Source organism: Stenotrophomonas sp. 28608_Sma, from assembly GCF_056486185.1.
This window is the reverse complement of record NZ_CM151308.1, coordinates 4522565-4543437: the sequence shown is the minus strand read 5'-3', so window position 1 is coordinate 4543437 and position 20873 is coordinate 4522565. Positions and strand designations below refer to the sequence as shown.

Sequence of the window (20873 nt, the reverse complement as noted above, 5' to 3'; positions counted from 1 at the left end):
CGCGCTCGGGTCAAAGCAGTTCGTAGAACTCGCGCAGCTGCCGCGTACGGTCGCGCGTCTGGGTGATCAGGCACTGCATCTTCGCAGGGTTGCGCGAGGTGCCGTCTGCATTGAAGGCGTAGACTGCCTCGCAGTCTGCATCGCGCAGGGTTATCCAGATGCGCTGGGCCTTCACCAGCTGCTGTTCGGCCGCTGCGCAGCGGCTGCAGCTGCCATCGGCGGCCTGCGCCTTCAGTTCGCCGCGCGCCTGGACGTAAACGGCGTTCAATGCGCTGTCGGCGTCATCCAGGCGATCGGAATCGCACATGTCGCGCTCGTAGCCGCCGGTCGCCTGCGCGCAGTCAATGCCGGCGGCCGCGCGCTCGGCGGCGATGCTGGCGCCGCACACGCCGGCCCACAGCGCGATGCAGGCAAGCACTCTTGGGAGCATCTTCACGCGCGGGCCGCCTGCACGCGCAGCAGCGCCGCGTCCATCGCGTAGCGGTAGCTGTCGGCGCCGAAACCGCAGACCACGCCCACGGCCTTGTCACTGAAGTAGCTGTGCTGGCGGAACGGTTCGCGGGTATGCGGGTTGGACAGGTGGATCTCGATGAACGGCACCGCCACCGCCGCCAGCGCATCGCGCAGGGCGACCGAGGTGTGGGTGAAGGCGGCGGGGTTGATCAGGATGAAAGCGGTTCCGTCGTCGCGTGCGGCCTGCACGCGGTCCACCAGCACGTGCTCGGCATTGGACTGCAGGCTCTCCACCGCGTGCCCGGCAGCCGAGGCCTGGGCGGCCAGCGTCTGGTCGATGTCGGCCAGCGTGGTGTGGCCGTAGACCTCCGGCTCGCGGGTGCCGAGCAGGTTGAGGTTGGGGCCGTGCAGGACCAGCAGCTTCGCCATGGGATCCGGAAGACGGGAAAGGGCGGCAGTCTGGCGGAACCGGCGGATGCTGTCCAGTTCGGCGAAGTTTGCAGCGTTTCAATCGATTGTTTGAAATTCCCCGGAGGGCTTGCGGCCGTATGGCGGGCGCTGGATCAAGGCGCGCTGAACGCCGTGCAGCTGGGGGATGCGTGCACGTAGGCCGACGATGGCGGCAGGCCGGGCGATGACCGATGCCGCAACGGGCTGTGATGCGGTAGATCCACGCCATGCGTGGATGAAGGAAGTTCGGTGCGCAGCAGGCTACGCACCCACCGAGGGGCAGCCCAGGGTGCGCTGCACGCCACCCACCGCCCCCGCCACGCACCCGCTCACGTCTCCAGCGGCACCGTCGGCACCACGTTCGGGAACACCTCCTCCAAGGGCTCCCGTTCCCCCGGCTTCGGTGCCGGCCAGTTGTAGGCGTTCACCGGCTGCGCGCGGTTCACCCACAACGCGTAATACAGATGGTCGGCGCGGCCATCACCGGTATTGGGGTGGATCAGGATGGTCAGGCCCAGGCTGTTGAGCTGCAGCCAGGGCACCAGCACCGGCAGCAGGTCGTTGGTGAAGCCGAAATAGAACGACGGGGTGACGTGCGGTCCGCGTGGTTCCAGGTTCCAGTTGCCCAGCTCCACCGGGAAGCGCTCGGCCGCCCAGCGCCGCAGCAGCGCAGCTTTCTCGAAGCTGTCCTCGTCGAAGTAGATATGCGCGTGATAGCTCTTGATGTCGGTGTAGGCGCGTGGGGTCGCGGGCAGGGGGGCCTCCCCGGGACGCACGCTGGCCGGGCGCGGGGTCGGTTCGCTGGCGGTGACCTGGCCCCAGGGGCTGCTGCCCTTCACCGGCGGCGGGACGATGGCACGGAAGCCGGGGCGCCCGGGTTCGGTGGTGTTCACCGTGCTTTCGCCGCGCGGGGCTGCGGCGGCGGTCGACGCACTGGCCAGGCCGCCGGCGGCCAGACCGGCCGATGCGATCAGGCGGCGGCGTGTGGGCGAAAGCAGGTCGGCCCAGTGGGCGTCATCGTCGCCGGCGTCGATCAAGGTCAGCGGGTCCGGGTGCATGAAGGGCTCCGTGGCGGCATCGTGTGGGCAGGCAAGCACGCTCGGGCACCTGCATCCACAGCGTCCAATAAGCAGGTGGCATCACCTCATGCAGGTTTGCGCCGTCGTCGTTGAGCCCGGCTGCAGGGCGGGCTAGGGTGCAGGTCTGCCGCCCCGGAGCCCGCCATGACCTCGCCCGATGCCGATACCCAACGCAAGCGCGCGGCCTTCCGTCAGCTGCATGCAGCAGGGTGCTTCGTACTGCCCAATCCGTGGGACGTGGGCAGTGCGCGCTACCTGCAGCGGCAGGGCTTCCAGGCACTGGCCACGACCAGTGCCGGCTGTGCCTGGAGCGAAGGGCGGCCGGACGGAGCGGTTTCGCTGCAGGCCACGCTGGACCATCTGCGCCTGATGGCGGCAGCGACGCCGCTGCCGTTGAACGCCGATTTCGGCGATGGTTTCGGTGATACGCCGCAGAAGGTGCAGGAGGCGGTGGCCGCGGCGATCGACACCGGCATCGCGGCGTTGTCGATCGAGGATGCCAGCGGCGTCGCCGATGCACCGCTGCGTCCGATCGATCAGGCGGTGGAGCGTCTGCGCGCTGCCCGTGCAGCCATCGACCGCGCGGGCGGCGACGTGCTGCTGGTTGGCCGTGCCGAGAACTTCTTCGTCGGCGTGCCGGATCTGCCGGACACCCTGCAGCGCCTGCGCGCCTATGCCGAGGCCGGCGCCGATGTGCTGTATGCACCGGGCATCAGCACGCGCGAGCAGATCAGCGCGGTGGTTGCCGCCGCAGGTTCGAAGCCGGTGAACCTGCTGGTCGGTGGGCCGACACCGCTGCGCCTGCAGGACATCGCTGCTCTCGGCGTACGCCGGATCAGCCTGGGCGGCGCACTGGCCCGTGCTGCGTGGGGCGGACTGATGCTGGCGACACAGCCGATCGTGCAGGACGGACGCTTCGACGGCCTGCAGCAGGCGGCTTCCGGGGCCGCGTTGAACGCGCTGTTCCGTTGAGCGAAATCCCGGTGCAGTCCCAGACCAGCAGGGATAGTAGATCCACGCCATGCGTGGATGGATGCGCCTGCGATTACAGCGCTTCCATCCCACCCCTGGGCAGCGTCACCCCAGGCTCCAACGCCGGCAGCAGCAGCCGCAGCAGCGCGGGATTGTCCAGCAACGCAGCACCGTCAATGAAACTCCATTGGGCTGTGCCGACGCGGCGCACGGCGAGCATGAACGAGGTGCTGCGCATCGGCGCCTCGCGCACGCGCAGCAGCGACTGGCGCGGCACGAAGCAGACCTCCTCATCACCGGCTGCATAGGTGTGGCCCGGCACGCCGGCCTCGTCGCTGATGATGGTGACCCCGGCCTTGCGCAGCTCTTTCAGGGTGTCGCGAGTCATATGCGCATAGGCCTCATCGCCCCCGGCCAGGCGCTTCAGGCTGGGATGGGTTCGGGCGATGATCAACTCGGCATCGCCGCGGGCGAATGCGCCCAACATCGCCTGCACGTCCTGGCGCAATGCGGCCGAGTCTTCCGGACTGAGCTCACCGGCCAGCGCTGGCGCAACGGCCATTGCCATCGGCAGGGCCAGCAGAAGGGCGAGCAGGTATCGGTGCATCGTCGGGTATCTCAGCGGGAACCGCCGCACTATACGGCGGATGCGGAAACAGCGTCCCACGCATGGCGCTGGTGTCCCGGGCATCACTATTTACTATTGGTAGGTAGTGAGTTCCGGACATCCCCCATGCACACCCTCATCGTTACCGCCCATCCTGAATCCGCCGCGTTGACCCATGCCATCGCCAGGCGCATCGGCGAAGCCATCACCGCAACGGATACCGCCAATACCGTGACCCATGCCGATCTGATGGCCGAAGGCTTCGATCCGCGCTTCAACACGCACGACCAGGCGCTGTTCCGTGGCACCGGCGCACCTCCAGCCGACGTCGCCGCCGAGCAGGCGCGGCTGGATGCTGCCGACACGCTGGTACTGGTCTACCCGCTGTACTGGTGGTCGTTCCCCGCGCTGCTGAAGGGCTGGATCGATCGCGTGTTCACCCAGGGCTGGGCCTACCAGGACGGTGCAGACGGCAAGGTGCAGAAGAAGCTGCAGCGGTTGCGCGTGCACCTGGTCGGCATCGGTGGGGCCGGCGCGGACATGATCGAACGGCGCGGTTACGGCGCGGCGATGAAGACGCAGATCGACATGGGCATCTTCGACTACTGCGGCGCGCACGTGCTGACGTCAGAACTGCTGCTGGATGCCGATACCGGTGCGGCCGAAACGCATCTGCAGACCGCGCTGGCGATCGGCCGTAAAATCGGAACTCCGATGCACTGATCGCCGTGTTCCGCCGATGCCTGCCAACGCCGCTCCCACGCGCCGCCGATTGACCCGCGAGCAACGCGCCCGCCAGTTGCTGGACGTGGCCTGGGCGCTGGTTGGCGAAGAAGGCACCGACGCGTTGACCCTGGGTCGGCTGGCCGAGGCCGCGGGCGTGACCAAGCCGGTGGCCTACGATCACTTCGTGACCCGCAACGGCCTGCTGGCCGCGCTCTACGATGACTACGACGGCCGCCAGACGGTGGTGTTCAACGAGCGCATCGGCCGTGCCCGGGCGCAGTTGGCCGATCGTGCGGCGGCCATCGCCTCCGGCTACATCGACTGCATCCTCAGCCAGGGCAGTGAAGTGCAGGGCATCCTCGCCGCGCTGGTGGGCGCGCCGGAACTGCACGAGGTGCGGCGGCGCTACCAGCAGGATTTCATCGACAACTGCGACGCCTGGCTGGGCCCGTTTGCTGCCGACGGCACGGTGCCATTGGCCGGGCGCTGGGCGATTCTCGGTGCGGCCGAAGCCCTGTCCGAAGCCGTGGCAGCAGGCGCGCTGGACAAGGCCGCAGCCGAAGCCGAGCTGCAGCGGCTGATCGTGGCAACGGTCAAGCGGTGCTGAGCCGCTCAGGCGTCGGCGGTGCTGTCGGCCAGCGCCGCGAACCCGGCGGCCAGCCGCTCGCGCACAAGGGCATCGCGTGCGTCGCGGCTTTCAGAACCCAGCACCACGGTGATCAGGCGCACCGGCTGATCCCGCCCGGGCACTGCCCGGCAGGCGGTGGCGGCCAGGCAGAAGCCTGCGGCCTGGGTGTAGCCGGTCTTCAAGCCATCCACGCCGTCATCGCCAAGCAGGGCGTTCTGGTTGCTGCGGCTGAAGCTGCCGTGCGCGAACACGCGCTGCGCGGTGATCGCCAGGATCTGCGGATGATCGTTCAACAGGCAGGCGGCCAGCACCGCCATGTCGCGCGCGCTGGACGCATGGTGCGGGGTGGTGATGCCGGACACGCTGGCGAACCAGCTGCTGCGCAGGCCGAGCTGGCGTGCGTGCCGGTTCATGCGCTCCAGGAACGCAGGCTGTGATCCGTCCAGATGGCGCGCGATGGCCAGCGCCGCGTCATTGCCGGAGACGATCATCAGTCCTTCCAGCAGGCGCGCGAGGGTGACTGTTTCACCGGGCACCAGGCCCATGCGCGTTTCATCATCGGCCACCGCGTGCACATCCTCGGCGGCGATGGTGACCGCTTCGTCCCACGCGCCTCCGTTCTCTTCGACGCATTCGTATGCCGCATAGGCGGTCATCAGCTTGGTCAGCGAGGCCGGTTGCCTGGCGATGTCCGCGTTGTGCTGGTGAATCACCGCGAACGTTGCCGCATCGAGGGTGATGGAGGACAGCGGTGCACGCGCGGGAGCAGGAGACGGCATGGAAACGAGGATGGCAGTGGGGGCCTGCAGGATAGTGTGCAGCGGCTGCACGAAGCTGCAACATTGCAACGATATAACGTATCGACATTGTGGGCCGCCGATGGCCCGACGGGACACCCGATGACTGCACGCATTCCACGCCGCTGGCTTCATTCTTCGTTGCTGCTCGCGCTGGCCGCACTTGGCGGCTGCCAGCCCAACCTGCGCGCCGAGGCTGTTGCTTCCGGCCCAGCGCGCCCGCACAACGTGATCGTGATGATCAACGACGGTGCCGGTTGGGGCACCTGGGACGCCGCCGCCTACTGGCAATACGGCAGCCGCGAAGGGGCGCCGTATGCGGATTTTCCGCAGCGCCTGGCGGTGACCACCTTCCCGTTGAACGCCAGCAGCCAGCCGACCCGCGACAACGCGCAGACCCTGGGCTACGACGCGGGAAAGGCCTGGGACAGCGAACCGGTGCCGGCGCAGGACCTGCCATTCGTCGGCTACCAGTACCTGGCCGCGGTCGCCACCGACAGTGCTGCGGCCGGTACGGCGCTGTCCTCGGGCATCAAGACCTATAACAACGCCATCAACTTCAACAACGATGGCAATCCGGTCGAGTTCAACACGCTGCGCGCCAAGCGGCTGGGCATGGCGACCGGTGTGGTGACTTCGGTACCGTTCGCGCATGCCACGCCGGCCGCGTTCGCGGCGCAGAACGAATCACGCAACAACTATCACGCCATCGCCCATCAGATGCTGGCACAGGGGCATATGGACCTGGTGATGGGCACCGGAGGCCCTGGCTACAGCGTTGATGGTCGCGCCTGTGACGAGAGTGCCGGCACGGCCAAGGCCGAGGGCTGCGCGAACCCGTGGGAATGGGTGTCGCAGCAGGATTGGCAGCAGCTGGAAGCGGGCAGCACCATCGGCGGCAATCCGTCCGGGCCGTGGCGCCTGATCCGCAGCAAGGAAGCGTTCGCCGCGCTGGCGCAGGGACGGTTGCCGGCCGACCGGCCGCTGATCGGTGTACCGCGCGTGGCCAACACGCTGCAGCAGGCGCGGCAGCTGCAGGTGCTGGGCAAGGATGCGGCCACGCCTTCCGGTGTGAGGAAGATCGACAGCGTGCCGGATCTTGCGACCATGACCCGTGGTGCGCTGCAATTCCTGCAGCAGCGTTCGTCCAACGGCCTGTTCCTGATGGTGGAAGGTGGCGCCACCGACTGGGCCGCCCATACCAGTGCCTGCGGCACTGAATGGCACTACGGCCAGTGCAGCGACCAGCCGCAGTACGGCCGGCTGATCGAGGAAACCGTGGAGTTCAACGACGCGGTGACAGCAGTGATCGAGTGGATCGAACGCAACGGTGGCTGGGAGCGCAACCTGCTGATCGTCACCACCGACCACGACAACAGCATGCCGATGGGCCCGGATGCACAGAACGTCGCCTTCGAGCCGGTGCGCAACAACGGCCGTGGGCGCATGCCCGGGATCAGCTTCCGTCCCACCGGCAACCATTCCAACGCGCTGGTGCCGTTGTGGGCCAAGGGCGCGGGCGCGGAGCTGCTGGGCCAGCGCGTGCGGGGCGTTGATGCCGGCTACCGCCAGCATGTGCGCTGGAACGACGGCAGTTACATCGACAACACCGACGTGTCTGCCGCGGTGCAGGAAGCGCTGCAGCGTCCACGGTAACGCCCGGTTGCACGCGGGCTGTTGTCGAGGCAGCCTGCGTACATGCAGTCGGATATCCGCATCGACGGTCGTGTCTTCGCCTACGTCTTCCCCTGTGCGTGGGAAGACTACGCGAAGATTGGTTTCTCACGTGATCCGCTTGGGCGCATCAGCGCATTGCATCGGCGTTGGTTCGAGTTCTTCGATCTCGACGCCGGTGCGCTGGTGGAAGCGGAAAGCGAGCGCGATGCGCGGGATCTGGAGCTGCAGCTGCGTTCGCCGTTCAAAGCGCACCGCGCGCCGGCGCCGATGACGGTCCAGGACAAGGCTGGAGGCCGCACCGAATGGGTGCGTGGTGCCAACCACGCTTTGTCGCTCGCGGTTGCCGGCCTGGGCGAACAAGGCTATCGCTGTTATCCACTGAAGGGGTGGCTGCGAGCCGCCCTTCGCCTGCGCATGGACCGGTTGCACGACTGGGCTGCGGTGCAGCTTCCCGAAGAGGAAGGCCTGCGGATCCCCGGTGGCCCCGGCGAGGGCGCGCTGCGTGACACCCTCGACGGTTGTCGGGCATTGGACATCGATCCGATCCCATGGCTGCCTGAACACGTCCAACGCTGGTATGCAGGTTGAGGAGCGTTCAACGGTTTCGCGGCGGCTGAACCGGCACGGCCGGTTGCCGCGCGAACTGCGGGGCAGGTGTGGACGGGCTGGCCAGCTGGCGTGCCAGCTCGGCGCTGGCCACGTGGCCCTGCAGGAACAACAAGCCGCCGAAGATGTTCATGAGCGTGCCTCCACTTGAGTGGATTGCACGATACGGGCAGCATGGACGGGCAAAAAGCGACATTTCCGCAAGCATGCCTTGAGAGGAATTCAAGCCTGATGTCCCGCCCTCCGCTCCATGCCCTGCAGGGCTTCGTGGCTGCTGCCCGGCTCGGCAACCTGTCGCGCGCGGCGGCGTCGATGAACCTGACCGTCAGTGCGCTCAGCCATCAGATGCGGCAACTGGAAGAACGGCTCGGGCAGCCGCTGCTGATCCGCCAGCCGCGTGGTGTCACCCTCACCCTTGAGGGGCAGCGCCTGCTCGACCAGGTCGGACCGCATCTGGATGCGATCAACGAAGCCTTCCAGCCCTATGCCGCACGTGCCGAGCACGTGCTGACGATCAGCGCGGTGCCGTCGATGGCGTCGGCCTGGCTGGTGCCGCGCCTGGGTCACTTCGTGGCCGAGCATCCACAGATCGAGATCAACCTGCAGTCGAGTGAACGCCTGATTGATTTCGAGCGGCAGCGCCAGTTCGACGCCGCGCTGCGTCTGGGCAGCGGGCAATGGCCGGGCCTGGTGGTGGAACCGCTGTTCGACGAGTGGCTGGTGCCGATGGCGAGCCCGGCGCTGATCGAACGCATGGGCGGCATTGACCGTGTGCCGTTGACCCGCTGGCCGCTGCTCGGTGATCCGGACGGCGCGTGGGGCGCCTGGTTCGCGTTGAGCGGGCAGAGCCCGCCGTCGCGTTTCGTGGCGGTGCTGGATGATTCGGAGGCGCACCATCGCGCCGCTCTGGATGGCGTGGGCGTAGCGCTCGGGCGGGTGACGCGGGCGCGACTGCTGCTGGATTCGGGCCAGCTGGTCGCACTGTCCAGCCAGCGCCTGAAGACCGACTGGCCGCATTGGCTGGTGTACCCGCAGCGCTCGGTCAGCCATCGCGGTTTCCTTGCGTTCCGCGACTGGCTGCATGCGCAGGCCGCCGAGCATGTGCGGCACATGGCAGACGCACATCTATAGCGCCGAGCCATGCTCGACCATTGCATCTGGATCTGTAGCGTCGAGCCATGCTCGACTGCTGGTGCTCTGCAGTCACCGAACCAGCGTGACCGCCTGCCCGGCACGCGCGAACGCTTCCTCAAGCAACGGGCCGGCCTTGATCGCCTCCACTTCCTCGAACAACGCCCGCAATGCATCGGCCGGGCGTGAGGCCGGCGCCGCCACTGCCTGCTGGATCGCGGTGAAACGGCCGGCCAGCACACGGTGGCCGGGATGCACCTGCGCCCATGCCTCCAGCGGCTGGCGTACACCGGCGGCGGCATCCAGGCGCTGCTGATCGAACAGGGTGATGGCCGCCGCCGAGGTCTCCGCCCGCTCGATCGTGGCGTGGCGCAGTTCGCGACTGAGGAACAGGTCATAGGCCGCGCCACGCCCCACCGCGATGCGCAGCCCCTCGCGATCCAGGTCGGCTACCTGCTGCGCAGGGCTGTCCGCGCGCACCAGATAGGTACCTTCGATCTCCACATACGGAGCACTGAAGGCAATGCGGTCGGCGCGTGCCGGATCGATGGCCAGGAAGGCCAGATCCCAGCCGTCTTCGCCTGCTGCCTCGACCACCGAGGCTGCGGCATCGTGGCAGGTGAAGCGAGCCTGCACCCCCATCCGTTGCGCCAATGCGGTAGCCAGTTCCAGCGAGGGGCCGCGCGGTGAGCGCGCATCGCCCTGTGCCAGCACCGGGTTGCCAAGGTTGATCGCCACGCGCAGGAAACCGTGCGGTGCCAGCGTACTTCGGTGGTCGGCCAGGGACATGCAGAGCTCCACGGGGCAGGGGGAGACCCAGCATGCCAATAACGGTGTCCGCGTGGCGTGGAATCAGCCGCGCGCGGCGAAGGTGCCGTGGAAGCCCAGTGGTACCGCATAGGGCAGCCAGGCCTGTGCCAGCGGACCGTCGTCCAGGTGGCGGGCATCGAGCACCGCCAGGCCGCTGCGCTTGTTCACCGGGTCAAGCAGGGTGCCGATCAGCCAGCCATCATCGGCGTTGCGGCTGCCCGGGCGCGGTACGAACACATGCTCTTCGGCCATGATGTCCGCCCCGTAGTTCCAGAGCTGGCGGCGTCCGTGCTCGATCTCGAACGCGGCCACCGCGTTGAAGTACGGCGCAGTGGCCGTGCCGTCGATGGTCGGCGCATACAGCCGTGCGCCACGTGTGTTCGCCGAGCGCGGGTCGAACAACGGGAACTCCATCGCGCTGATGCCCAACGTCTGCCAGCGGGCCTGTCCACGACGCAGGTCCAGATGCAGCTCGACCAGGCTGGCGCCACTGTTGGCCGCGTGTGCGCCATCACCGGCCATCGCTTCCTTCATCGGCGAGCGCGCCTCATTGATGTCGTCGTGGCGCACTGCGCGCAGCACGATGCCGCCATCGCGGGTGAACGCGTCGCCGAAGTGGTAGATCGCCGCGAACGGGGCCTCGAACCATTGCGCCTTGTCCGGCGCATCCTTGGCGACCACCGCGATGCGCACCGGACGCTGCGGTGCGAACTGCATGCGCTCGAAGAAGCTGCCACCTGCGCCGGTGAAATCGAACGGCATCATCACGAACACCAGGTGCTGGTCGGTCATCGCGAAGGCATGCAGGTAGCCATGCTCGGGTGTTTCGATCACATTGGCGCTGCGCAGCTGGCCGTCCGCACCGATGTGCCAGACCAGCAGGCCATGGCCCCCCATCAGGCTGATCGAGCCGAAGTTCCAGAGGCTGCCGTCGCGGTCGCGCAGCGGGTGCGCCGAGAACGGCAGTGCAGCGAGGTCCGGACGCCAGGTCACCGGACCCAGTGTCTGCAGCGAATCGGGATCCACTTCGAACGCCGAGCCGGACTCGCACAGCGCGAACAGGCGGCCATTGATCATGGTTACCGAGGTGTTTGCCACGTTGGCATCGTCGTTGTTTCGAACTGCCAGCGCACCGGGAACGCTGGTGCCGGCAGCCGGATACTGGAAGCGGCCGGCCTTCTGTTCACGGGTGAATTTCGGCGTGGCGACCATACGCCCGTGATGGGTCAGGCTGCCGTCACCATTGAAGCGCCAGCCATGCACCATGCCGTCGCCGTCGAACCAGTGGTCATAGCGGAAGCCATCGCGCTCGGTCCACGCCGGGCCGTTGCGGTACAGCGTACCGGCCAGGCCTGACGGCAGCTTTCCCTGCAACTGCACGGTGGCCGGGCCGAGGCTTTCGCTGCCGACGCTGCGCCAGCCGAGCAGCCACGGGTGTTCCTGCATGCCCTGCGCGAACCGCGCCGGGTCGCCGGCGAAGGCGGGAGCGCTGCGCAGCGCGGTGGCGCCCAGGGCCAGACAGGCACTGCTGCTGAGCAGGGTACGAAGGAAGCGGCGACGGTCCATGGTGGCCTCGGGTATGGATGCGGAATCAGCGCAGGGTGATGTCGATGGCGGTGCCGGCGGCCGGCACGTCGACGCGCGCCTCGTCGAAGGTCGGCTTGCGCATCACCTGCGGGTTGTTGCTGAAGCCGTAGCCTTCCACCGGCATCCCGACCAGGTTGGTGTCGAGCTTGCCGTTGTCGTTCTCGTCGTGGGTGAGCAGCACGGCATAGCTGCCGGCCGGCACGCCCTTGAACGTGAAGTGGGCACTCTCGCCGCTGGGCGCCGCCTGCTGGGCCTGCACGGGCTTGGCCTTGCCGTCCCAGGCGGCGGCGTTGTCGACCAGCGCAACGCGCAGGGTGCCGGTCTGCGCGCGGACGTCGTGCACGGTCACGGCCAGGTCGGCGGCGTGGGCACTGCCGACCAGGGCCAGGGCAGTCAAGGCAGTGCTGAGCAGGGCGGTGCGGATCATGGCAGTGGCTCCGGAGGTGTGTGTGGCGGTGTGGAGCCAGTCTGCGTGGGGCGCTGCACCGGGTTCAGGGCCAGTGGTCATCGATTCGACGTGCCAGAAGTCACTTTCTGCGCCGGACCCATTGCCGCCGGCGTGCGCGGCCGTCAGCATCTGGCCATGCCCAGCCTGTTCCGCCATCTGTTGCGTCCGCTCAGCCTTGCCGGCCTGATCACCGTGCTGGTGGTCGGCCTGTCGTTCGCAGTGCAGCGCAGTGGCGCCGGGCTGAGCCTGCTGTTGCTTGCTGTGTTCCTGCTGCTGTTCGTGGTGCACGGCTGGGCGTCGATGCCATCCCGCGTGCGCGCCGCCGCTGCGGTGTTGCAGGCGCTGCTGGCAGTTGTGCTGGTTGCGCTGCAGCCGCGTACCGGTACCGCCCCGGTGCTGCTGGTGGTGCTGGTTGCACAGCTGGCCGAACACTGGCCGCCGCGCTTCGTGCTGGGCGTTGCGCTGCTGGCCAACCTGGCGGTGTACGCCGTGCTGCGCCACAGCGGCTTCAGCCAGCCGCTGCTGGTGGTGCTGCTGTATGGCGGTTTCCAGGCCTTCGCCGCGCTGACCGCGCACTATGCGCGCAGCACGGCGCTGGCCCGCGATGACCTGGCCCGGGTCAACGCCGACCTGCTGGCCACCCGCGCGCTGCTGGCCGACAGCGCACGCGATGCCGAGCGCCTGCGCCTGGCGCGCGAGCTGCACGATGTGGCCGGGCACAAGCTCACCGCGATGCGGCTCAACCTGCGCGCCCTGGCCGCAGACCCTGCGCTGGCCGGCCGCGAAGGGCTGGTGCTGGCCGAACAGTTGTCCGGCGAGTTGCTGGCCGACATCCGCCAGGTGGTGCAGTCGATGCGCGATGATCGCGGCCTCGATCTGGCCACCGCGCTGCATGCGCTGGCCGCACCCTTCCCACGACCGAAGCTGCAGCTGCAGATCGGCGACGGGGTGCGCGTGGCTGACCCATTGATGGCCGAGACCGTGCTGCGGCTGGTACAGGAAGCCCTGACCAACGCCGCCCGCCACGGCAATGCGGACACCGTGTGGCTGACGATCAGTGAAGAGGATTCCCAGTTGCGTATCGATATCCGCGATGACGGCCAGCGCGCCGAACGCATCCGCGAGGGCAATGGCATCGCCGGCATGCGCGAGCGTCTGGCGGCCGTACAGGGGCGGCTGGAGTTGGCCCGAACGGCGCAGGGCGGCATGCATCTGACCGCGCGGTTGCCGGCATGAGTGCCGCCATGATCAGGGTGGCGCTGGCCGATGACCAGGCGCTGGTCCGCGCCGGCCTGCGCGCCCTGTTACAGGGGCTGGGCGTGGACGTGGTGCTGGAGGCCGAGGATGGCCAGGCCCTGCTGGATGCGCTGGATACGCAGCGCGTGGACGTGGTGCTCAGTGACATCCGCATGCCCGGGCTGGATGGGATCGAGGCACTGCGCCAGCTGCGCACGCGCGGCGATGCCACGCCGTGGCTGCTGCTGACCACCTTCGATGAAAGTGATCTGCTGCTGCGCGCCAGCGAGGCCGGCGCACAGGGCTTCCTGCTCAAGGATGCCGCGCCGGCCGACCTGCGCGAGGCCATCGAACGCGTTGCCGCTGGCGAGACCCTGCTGCTGCCGGTCAGTACCGATCCGGTGCGCGCGCGTTACCGCTTCCACGATGAAGCGCCGCCCACCGATACCTTCGGCGAACGTGAAGTGGCAATCCTGCGCCTGCTGGCCGGGGGCTACAGCAACAAGGAGATCGCGCGCAGCCTGTTCCTGGCCGAGGGCACGGTGAAGAACTACGTGTCCGCCATCCTGGACAAGCTCGGCACCCGCGACCGTACCCGCGCGGTCCTGAAGGCGATTACCCTGCGCATCATCTGAGTGGAGGTGGCAAGGAGTGTCAGTGAACCCGATCCTGCATGTGGAAATCCCGGCGACTGACCTGGACCGGGCCATCACGTTCTACCAGCGATGGCTGCAGGTCGCGGTGGACAAACCTGTCGTGCTGCACGACTGCCGGATGGCCTATCTGCCGTTCTCCGATGAGGCCGCCGGTGCCAGCATTGCGCTGGTGCACGGCGCGGACTATCTGCCTTCCGAGCAGGGCGCGCGCATCTACATCGGCGTCGATGATCTGGATGCCAGCCTTGAGCGTGCGCTGCAGGCCGGAGCCGAGCTGCGCTTCGGCCCGGCCGATGCCGGCGATTGGCGCGTGGCCGAGATCCGCGACAGCGAAGGCAACCGTATCGCACTGCAGGCGCGCACAGCGCCGTAACGTCAACGCTGCGGTGCGCGCATCTGTAGAGTCGAGCTTGCTCGACTGATTTTGGCGTCGCCGTAGATGCATCAGTCGAGCAAGCTCGACTCTACAGCGTCGGGGCACGCGAGCGCTGCAGCCAGTCGTTGATCGCGGGATCCAGCCGCGGGTCGTCCGGCAGCTGGATGCCGAAGCGCTGCTCCAGCACGTCGCGCACATCACCCACATCATGCAGCGGGCGCTTGTCCGGTGCCTGTCCGGGGCGGTACTCGGTGTAGTTGCCGCTGCCGATGGTGCGGCGCCAGTCCGGCCCGGTCAGCGATGCGCGCAGCTGGCCGGGGAAACTGGAATCGGGATGGGTGCACACGTACCAGTTGCCCACCACGTTGTCGATCGGCGCCGGCGCCTGCAGATCGAAGCGGTACATCACCCGCCAGCCGTCGCTGGATTCGGCCGACAGCATGAAATCACCGCCGTCTTCCAACCGCTGCAACAGATAGCGTTCGTGCGGGGTGGCCTGCGGCTGCGGGTCATGCAGGCGCAGCGGTACGGTCGGGGTCAGGCTGCCAAAACCGGCATCCACCAGCCAGTCATCGCCGTCCACGTGCACGCGCAGCAGCAGATGGGTACGCGCGGTCAGTTCGCCGTCCTGGGCGGCCAGCAGTACGCGCGCGCTCAATGGCTGGGCATCGAAGCCCAAGGCCTGCAGCAGCGCCAGCAACCCACCATTGAGCTCGAAGCAGTAGCCACCGCGGCGCTCGTCAAGCAGCTTGCGCTGCACGCTGTCCAGGTCGATCGGCACCGCATCGCGCAGCAGGCAGCTGAGGGTTTCGAAGGGCAGCAGTGCGTTGTGGCGCTGCTGCAGCAGGGTCAGGCCGGCCAGGGTCCGTGGTGGCGGCGCATCCAGCTGCAGGCGCTGCAGGTAGCGGGGGACATCGAGCGTCGTCATGGGGGCACCGGGCGGGGAAGGGAGGTCCACTGTGCTCCCCCAACCGGGGTTGAGGTCAAGCACGGCGGCCGTGTCATGTCCCCGTCGCCTGCACCCGGTACAAAGACCGCGTCCGCCAGCGACGGGGGGACGCAGACGAAACAGGGCCTAAAGCTGCTCTGAATCCGGCCGATACAGGTGCGTCCTTCCGCCTGGAGTCTGTCATGTCGGCCGTTGTTCCCCACCTCCGGTCCCTGCGCACGCGTCTTGCCACGTTGCGCTCGGCGTCCCCCGGCCTGCTGCTGTGGCTGCAACCACACCGGCTCAGCGTGGCCAACAAGCTCAAGGCGACCCTGTGGGTCTGTGGCCTGGGGCTGGTGGCGATCGCCGCCGTCTACGCCTGGACTGGCCATGCCAACGCCCTGGCCGCGCGCAGCCAGGCCAGCTACCAGCGCGGCAGCGACCTGGCTGCCAGCCTGTCCACGCGGGTGGCCGAAGCGCGCCGCCTGCAGACCCAGTATGCACGCAGTTTCGATGATGCTGACCGCAGCCAGTTGCTGGCAACACAGAAGGCCCTGCAGGCTGACCTGCAGGCGCTTCGCGCGATGCCGATGGACGCCGGCCGGCGCAAGGCGCTGCAGGCGCTGACCGAAGCCGCCGACGCGTTCTCGCAGGGTGTGGCCGCCCTGTTCGAACGGGTCGACGAGATGGGCCGCGGTGAGGCCGGCCTCGCTGCACAGCTGCAGCAGGCCGCCGAAACCCTGCAGGCGCAGGTGGATGCGCTGCAGCGGCCGTCGCTGGCGCTGTCCCTGCAGAAGATGCGAAGGCAGGAGGCCCTGCTGCTGCTCGACGGTGATTCCACCCACGCCGACCGCGCCAGCGAGGAAAAGCTGCCGTTCGACCTCGCGCTGGCGGGCCTGCCCGCGGATGCGCAGGACGCTCTGCGCACCGGGATGGAGGGCTATCAAGGCGCCCTGCTGGGGTATACCGCTGCCCGCGTCGGCCTGGATGTGGAAGCGCAGTCGCTGCTGGATACCGCCGCGGGCGTAGCGCCGGCGCTTGCCGCTTTCCAGCAGGTGCAGGTGGCAGCGCTGGCCAAGGCGCAGGCGCGCCAGCAGGTCGGCGCGCGCACGATGAGCGTGCTGTTCGCAATGACCCTGCTGCTGGTGGCCGGCGTGCTGATCACCAGCCTGGTGCTGGTGCTGCGTGCGGTGCGCCAGCCGATCCAGGACACCCTGCGTTTCGCCAGCGACATCGCCGACGACCGCCTCGACACCACTCTGCGCGTCTACAACGCCAACGATGAGATCGGCCAGCTTGCCCAGCGCCTGGTCGACATGCAGCAGCGCCTGCGCGCGCGCATCGAGACCGAACGTGCTGTGGCGCGCGGCAACACCCGCGTGCGCCAAGCGCTGGACAGTGCGCAGACCGGGCTGATGGTGGTCGATGCCGAAGGCCTGGTGGCGTACGCCAATCCGGCGCTGCTGGAGCAGCTGGAACGTCAGGGCGATGAGCTGGTGGGGAGCGATGCGGTACGCCTGCATCCGGCGCTGGCCAGCCTGGCTGGCCAGCGACAACGCGAAGAACGCGAGATCGGCCATTCCGGTGTGCGCTATCAGCTGGTCGCCAATCCCATTGTCGACGAGGGGCATTTCCTCGGCGTGGCGGTCGAATGGCGCAGTCGCGCGCTGGAAACCCTGCTGGAAACCGAAGTGGCAGCCCTGGTCGACGCGGCCGCGCACGGTGACCTGCACGGTCGCATCGCGCTGGAGGGGAAGCAGGGCTTTGTGCGTACGTTGTCGACCAGCATCAATCGTCTGTTGACCACCTTCGAGACCAACCTTGGCGATCTGCAGGCGCTTCTGGCCGCGCTGGCCCGCGGTGACCTCAGCGTGCGCATGGAAGGTGAACTGCAGGGCGTGTTCGCGCGCATGCGCGACGATGCCAACGCCACCGTCGCGCAACTGGGCCGCATCGTCACCCGCATCCAGCAGGCCACGTCCAGCCTCGACACCGGTGTTGGTGAGATCGTCGCCGGTCACCATGATCTGTCGCAGCGTACCGAACAGCAGGCGGCCAACCTGGAAGAGACGGCAGCGTCGATGCACGAGCTGACCGACACTGTTGGCCGCAATGCCGATGCCGCGGGCCGTGCGGATGCGCTGGTCAAGGGCGCGGCGGCAGTGGCCCAGCGCGGCGGCGAGGCGGTCGGCCAGGTGGTGGCAACCATGCATGGCATCAGCGAAGCCTCACGGCGGATCGGTGACATCACCCAGCTGATTGATGGCATCGCCTTCCAGACCAACATCCTCGCGCTCAACGCGGCGGTGGAAGCGGCGCGTGCCGGAGAGCAGGGCCGCAGCTTCGCCGTCGTGGCTGCCGAAGTGCGCCTGCTGGCACAGCGCAGTGCGGAGGCGGCCAAGCAGATCAAGGGATTGATCGAGGATTCGGTGACGCGTGTCGGGCAGGGCAACCAGCAGGCCGAGCAGGCTGGCACCACGATGGGCGAGATTGTCGGCAGCGTGCAGCAGCTGGCGGATCTGCTGGCCGGGATCCGCAGCGCGTCGCAGGACCAGCATACCGGCATCGCCCAGGTGAACCAGACCATCGTGCAGATGGAGGCCAGTACACAGCGCAACGCCAGTCTGGTGGAAGAGGCGGGGGCCTCGACCGCGCAGATGCAGGCGCAGGTGCATGCCCTGGCAGAAGCCGTGGGCGCGTTCCGTCTGCAGTCGATGCCACAGGCGCGCGCTGTGGCCTGATCCCGCTCCGGTAGTGCCGGCCGCTGGCCGGCACTCCCCTTGTGGCTCAGTACACGTCGCGCCGGTAGCGCCCGGTCTCCAGCAGCGTTTCCACAACCTCATCGCCCAGCGCAGCGCGCAGCACCTGGTCCACGCCTTCGGCCATGCCCTGCAGCGAGCCGCAGACATGAATCACCGCACCACGCTGCATCCATTCGCGCAGCGCATCGGTGGCGGCATGCAGGCAATCCTGCACGTAACCACCTTCCCCATCGCGCGAGAACGCCAGGTCCACCCGCGCGAGATGGCCATCGGCCTGCCACGCTTCGATCTCGTCGGCGAACAGGAAGTCGTGCGCGCGCTGGCGCTCACCGAACAGCAGCCAGTGCCCGTGCTCGCCTGCATGGGCAGCTTCGCGCAACAGGCTGCGCAGACCCGCGATGCCGGTGCCGTTGCCGATCAGCACCATCGGCGCACCGCCAATGCGATGGAAACCGGGGTTGCGATGCACACGGGCCACGATGCTGGCACCGACCGGGGCATGCAGCGCAAGCCAGCCCGAGCCCAGCCCGGCTTGACCCGACAGGTCATGCACCAGGCGCACTACCAGTTCCACCACTTCATCACTCGTGGAGGAGGCGATGGAGTATTCGCGTCCGGGCAGCGTTGGCAATCCGGACAGCCACAGGCAGGCATCCTGCACTGCCAGCGCGGCGTCGGCCTCGGGCAGCTCGCGTTCACTGGCCAGCGCCAGCAGGGTGCGTGGGTGGCCGTCCACCAGCAGCGGCTGCAGCGGATCCAACCCCTGTGCCTTCAACACGGCGCTGGCGTGCCGTGCGTTGTGCCGGGGCGCGATATGCAGGATGTCGCCCGCCTGCCACTGCACGTCGGCCGGTGGCGCAAGACGGATGCGCCAGATGGCACCACCGATGCTGCCCGGATTGAGCCGGTCGCGGCCGAGCAGCCGCCACTCATGCATCTGCGTGGCCGCCGGCAGCACGCTGTCATCGGTGACGATGCCGGTCAGCGCGCCCAGCTGCAGCTGCCATTGGCGCAAGGCCGCTACCGAGGCGGCATCGACTTCGATGCGGTCGAACAACGGGCGCGCGCCGTTGCCGAGCAGCCAGCCATCAACCTGGCGACCGAAGCCGCAGTAGTGCGGGTACTGTCGGTCACCCAGCGCCAGCAGTCCAAACTGCAGGCCTGACAGGTCGAGTGTCTGTGCCATCAGCCGTCGTGCAGCGCCTCGCGCCGCATCCGGTGGCTCGCCGTCGCCGAAGGTGCTCAGTACCCACAGCACCTGCGCGGTGCGTGCCAGCTGCGCGGCATCGACGCGGGCCAGTGGCAGCACCTGCACCGCATGACCGGACGCCTGCAGCTGCGCGGCGGCGCGCCATGCCAGTTGTTCTCCCAGTCCACTCTGGCTGGCATGCACCACCAGCCACGGCGTACCACCGCCATCGGCAGGCGTTGCTGGCAGCGACTGGCGCAGGTCACGCGCGGCGCGCTGGCTGCGGCGGCGGTCCAGGTAGAGCATCCAGCCGGTGATGAAGAACAGGCTCATGCCCAGGCTGCTGAGCATCACCACGACACGCCCGGGCACGCCGAAGTAGCTGCCCGAGTGCAGCGCGAACACGCTGGTGGCCAGCTGCGCGCCGGCGCCCTGGCGCGCATAGGGGCGGGCATCGAGCGTGCCCCCCGTGCCTGGGTCCAGCTGCAGCAGATCATGCGCGCGGTCATGCTGGCCGCCGCGCTGCGACGGATCACCGGCCATCACCCGCACGTTCAGTGCCTGCCCCGGCTTCTCCGGCAGGCGCAGGTCGATGTAGCCGGTGCGCACGCCGGGCAGTGCGTACAGCGTGGCTTCGATGCGTTCCAGGTTCAGGGCGTCGTCGGTGGCGACCTTGTGCCTGGCGGCCGGTGCGACGCCCAGCAGGGTGTTGGCGGCACTGCGATACCAGTCGAAGGACCACCACAGGCCGGTCAGCGCACTCATCAGGTAGATCAGCAGCACCCAGGTGCCGACCACCGAGTGCAGGCTCCACAGGAAGCCACGGCCGCTGCGTTTCCATTCCACCGCCAGCCAGCTGCGCCAGTGCCACCAGCGCCGCGGCCAGCGCAGGTAGAGCCCGGACAGGGTGAAGAACAGCAGCGCGATGGCACAACTGCCGGTGATCCATTTGCCGCGCTCGCCGGCGGCGAGGTGGCGATGCAGATCCTCGACGAAATCGAAGAACGCCTGCCCGCGCAGGGCGCTGAAGCGCTCGCCGGTGTACGGATCGAAGTAGACCCAGTGTTCCTTGCCGCCAGCGAAGCGCGCCACCGAGGGCCGTTGCCCGGTGGCATCCACGCGCAGGCGTTGCAGGGGGCGATCACTGCCGGCCTGCAGCAGCGGCACCAGTTCGCTGAGTTCAAGCGGAAGCTGGCCGTCGGCATGGTGCTCGGCGATCTCGGCGAAGCCGGGATTGGCCGCCCGCAGCAGTTCATCCTCGAAGGACAGCACGGCGCCGCTGAGGCCCATCACGGCCAGCACGGCACCGGCGGTGATGCCCAGCAGCCAGTGCAGTTGGAACAGGACGTTCTTGAACATCGAAGGAGGAGGGCCTGGAAGGCTGCCGCCCGCATCCTGCGCAACAGCAAATGAGAATTAGTCGCGGAATTCTCCGTGGCGCCCCGGCTGCGGTCAAGCAGGGGATATCGGCCGGGCGGCGCCCGGCACCCGCGGTAGTGCCGGCCGCTGGCCGGCAACCTCAGAAGCAACAGCCGAAGCAACAGCGGGTTTCCTGTGAGGAGGCGGGGTGGGTCCGGTTGCGGGGGACGGCGTGAATACGTCCATGTAGCCTCGGTCGCGCCATCCATGGCGCTCACGCCCCCTCAACCGGACCCACCCCGCCTTCGACAGTTTCCTGCGATCTGTCGGAAATACTTTTGGGGTCAGATCCGTTTTCCGCAGGAAAACGGATCTGACCCCGGAATTTCATTCGAT

General features: G+C 68.1%; 21 protein-coding genes. 10 read left to right on the top strand and 11 right to left on the bottom strand.

Translation table 11 applies throughout. From position 1 onward, the window contains the following. Window positions 1–10 precede the first annotated feature (10 nt). The 3 genes from ACZLHH_RS21450 to ACZLHH_RS21440 all read right to left on the bottom strand — a co-directional run bounded on the left by ACZLHH_RS21450 (window position 11) and on the right by ACZLHH_RS21440 (window position 1961). Window positions 11–436: a lysozyme inhibitor LprI family protein gene (locus ACZLHH_RS21450; protein ID WP_164235845.1), complete on the bottom strand. Its 426-nt coding sequence runs from the start codon at window positions 434–436 to the stop codon at window positions 11–13. After that, the gene (gene aroQ, locus ACZLHH_RS21445) at window positions 433–882 is read right to left on the bottom strand and encodes a type II 3-dehydroquinate dehydratase (protein ID WP_164227572.1); all 450 of its coding nucleotides are present in this window, start codon (window positions 880–882) and stop codon (window positions 433–435) included. Before aroQ ends, ACZLHH_RS21450 begins: the two co-directional genes overlap by 4 nt. A 350-nt stretch (window positions 883–1232) precedes the next feature. Then, the gene (locus ACZLHH_RS21440) at window positions 1233–1961 is read right to left on the bottom strand and encodes a DOPA 4,5-dioxygenase family protein (RefSeq protein WP_049463282.1); all 729 of its coding nucleotides are present in this window, start codon (window positions 1959–1961) and stop codon (window positions 1233–1235) included. A 165-nt stretch (window positions 1962–2126) separates the two neighbouring features. On the opposite strand from ACZLHH_RS21440, the gene ACZLHH_RS21435 reads away from it, so the two are divergent. Further along, window positions 2127–2954, top strand: coding sequence for an isocitrate lyase/PEP mutase family protein (locus ACZLHH_RS21435; RefSeq protein WP_164227549.1), 828 nt, complete (start codon window positions 2127–2129; stop codon window positions 2952–2954). A gap of 73 nt (window positions 2955–3027) precedes the next feature. On the opposite strand, the gene ACZLHH_RS21430 is transcribed toward ACZLHH_RS21435, so the two are convergent. Then, complete coding sequence (locus ACZLHH_RS21430; RefSeq protein ID WP_164227548.1) at window positions 3028–3561, bottom strand: hypothetical protein; 534 nt, start codon at window positions 3559–3561, stop codon at window positions 3028–3030. A 126-nt stretch (window positions 3562–3687) separates the two neighbouring features. On the opposite strand from ACZLHH_RS21430, the gene ACZLHH_RS21425 reads away from it, so the two are divergent. Further along, entirely contained in the window at window positions 3688–4284 is a 597-nt protein-coding gene (locus ACZLHH_RS21425) for an NAD(P)H-dependent oxidoreductase (RefSeq protein WP_121504263.1), read from the top strand. A 16-nt stretch (window positions 4285–4300) separates the two neighbouring features. Then, window positions 4301–4894, top strand: coding sequence for a TetR/AcrR family transcriptional regulator (locus tag ACZLHH_RS21420; RefSeq protein ID WP_164227547.1), 594 nt, complete (start codon window positions 4301–4303; stop codon window positions 4892–4894). 5 nt (window positions 4895–4899) lie between these two features. On the opposite strand, the gene ACZLHH_RS21415 is transcribed toward ACZLHH_RS21420, so the two are convergent. After that, the gene (locus ACZLHH_RS21415) at window positions 4900–5694 is read right to left on the bottom strand and encodes a D-alanyl-D-alanine carboxypeptidase family protein (RefSeq protein WP_164227546.1); all 795 of its coding nucleotides are present in this window, start codon (window positions 5692–5694) and stop codon (window positions 4900–4902) included. Between the two features lie 120 nt (window positions 5695–5814). Between ACZLHH_RS21415 and ACZLHH_RS21410 the strand changes: the two genes are divergently transcribed. Together ACZLHH_RS21410 and ACZLHH_RS21405 are read left to right on the top strand one after the other, a co-directional pair. After that, window positions 5815–7368: an alkaline phosphatase gene (locus ACZLHH_RS21410; protein ID WP_164227545.1), complete on the top strand. Its 1554-nt coding sequence runs from the start codon at window positions 5815–5817 to the stop codon at window positions 7366–7368. A gap of 42 nt (window positions 7369–7410) precedes the next feature. Continuing rightward, window positions 7411–7977: a GIY-YIG nuclease family protein gene (locus ACZLHH_RS21405; protein ID WP_033834050.1), complete on the top strand. Its 567-nt coding sequence runs from the start codon at window positions 7411–7413 to the stop codon at window positions 7975–7977. Window positions 7978–7984: 7 nt separating this feature from the next. On the opposite strand, the gene ACZLHH_RS21400 is transcribed toward ACZLHH_RS21405, so the two are convergent. Continuing rightward, window positions 7985–8128, bottom strand: a complete 144-nt coding sequence (locus ACZLHH_RS21400) for a hypothetical protein (protein WP_180845062.1) — start codon at window positions 8126–8128, stop codon at window positions 7985–7987. Between the two features lie 98 nt (window positions 8129–8226). Between ACZLHH_RS21400 and ACZLHH_RS21395 the strand changes: the two genes are divergently transcribed. Further along, window positions 8227–9126, top strand: coding sequence for a LysR substrate-binding domain-containing protein (locus ACZLHH_RS21395; RefSeq protein ID WP_107433194.1), 900 nt, complete (start codon window positions 8227–8229; stop codon window positions 9124–9126). A 72-nt stretch (window positions 9127–9198) separates the two neighbouring features. Here ACZLHH_RS21395 and ACZLHH_RS21390 read toward each other — a convergent pair whose 3' ends face one another. The 3 genes from ACZLHH_RS21390 to ACZLHH_RS21380 form a co-directional block, all read right to left on the bottom strand. Continuing rightward, window positions 9199–9915, bottom strand: coding sequence for an ABC transporter substrate-binding protein (locus ACZLHH_RS21390; protein ID WP_107433195.1), 717 nt, complete (start codon window positions 9913–9915; stop codon window positions 9199–9201). Between the two features lie 63 nt (window positions 9916–9978). After that, entirely contained in the window at window positions 9979–11502 is a 1524-nt protein-coding gene (locus ACZLHH_RS21385; protein ID WP_049423452.1) for a carotenoid oxygenase family protein, read from the bottom strand. Window positions 11503–11527: 25 nt separating this feature from the next. Then, window positions 11528–11950 (bottom strand): DUF2141 domain-containing protein, encoded by a 423-nt coding sequence (locus tag ACZLHH_RS21380; protein WP_164227544.1) that lies wholly within the window; start codon window positions 11948–11950, stop codon window positions 11528–11530. Between the two features lie 156 nt (window positions 11951–12106). On the opposite strand from ACZLHH_RS21380, the gene ACZLHH_RS21375 reads away from it, so the two are divergent. From ACZLHH_RS21375 to ACZLHH_RS21365, 3 genes are read left to right on the top strand one after another with little or no spacing between them, the layout of a single operon-like run. Beyond that, on the top strand, window positions 12107–13207 hold the full coding sequence (locus ACZLHH_RS21375) for a sensor histidine kinase (RefSeq protein WP_107433198.1): 1101 nt from the start codon (window positions 12107–12109) through the stop codon (window positions 13205–13207). Beyond that, entirely contained in the window at window positions 13204–13842 is a 639-nt protein-coding gene (locus ACZLHH_RS21370) for a response regulator transcription factor (RefSeq protein ID WP_071227889.1), read from the top strand. The genes ACZLHH_RS21375 and ACZLHH_RS21370 overlap by 4 nt, the downstream gene beginning before the upstream one ends. Before the next feature lie 22 nt (window positions 13843–13864). Continuing rightward, complete coding sequence (locus ACZLHH_RS21365) at window positions 13865–14236, top strand: VOC family protein (protein ID WP_071227888.1); 372 nt, start codon at window positions 13865–13867, stop codon at window positions 14234–14236. 91 nt (window positions 14237–14327) lie between these two features. Here the strand turns inward: ACZLHH_RS21365 and ACZLHH_RS21360 are convergent, their stop codons facing one another. Then, complete coding sequence (locus ACZLHH_RS21360; protein WP_071227887.1) at window positions 14328–15167, bottom strand: arylamine N-acetyltransferase family protein; 840 nt, start codon at window positions 15165–15167, stop codon at window positions 14328–14330. Window positions 15168–15370: 203 nt separating this feature from the next. On the opposite strand from ACZLHH_RS21360, the gene ACZLHH_RS21355 reads away from it, so the two are divergent. Next, on the top strand, window positions 15371–17908 hold the full coding sequence (locus ACZLHH_RS21355; RefSeq protein ID WP_180845064.1) for a methyl-accepting chemotaxis protein: 2538 nt from the start codon (window positions 15371–15373) through the stop codon (window positions 17906–17908). 46 nt (window positions 17909–17954) lie between these two features. On the opposite strand, the gene ACZLHH_RS21350 is transcribed toward ACZLHH_RS21355, so the two are convergent. After that, the gene (locus tag ACZLHH_RS21350; RefSeq protein WP_180845065.1) at window positions 17955–20477 is read right to left on the bottom strand and encodes a PepSY domain-containing protein; all 2523 of its coding nucleotides are present in this window, start codon (window positions 20475–20477) and stop codon (window positions 17955–17957) included. Between the last annotated feature and the right edge of the window lie 396 nt (window positions 20478–20873).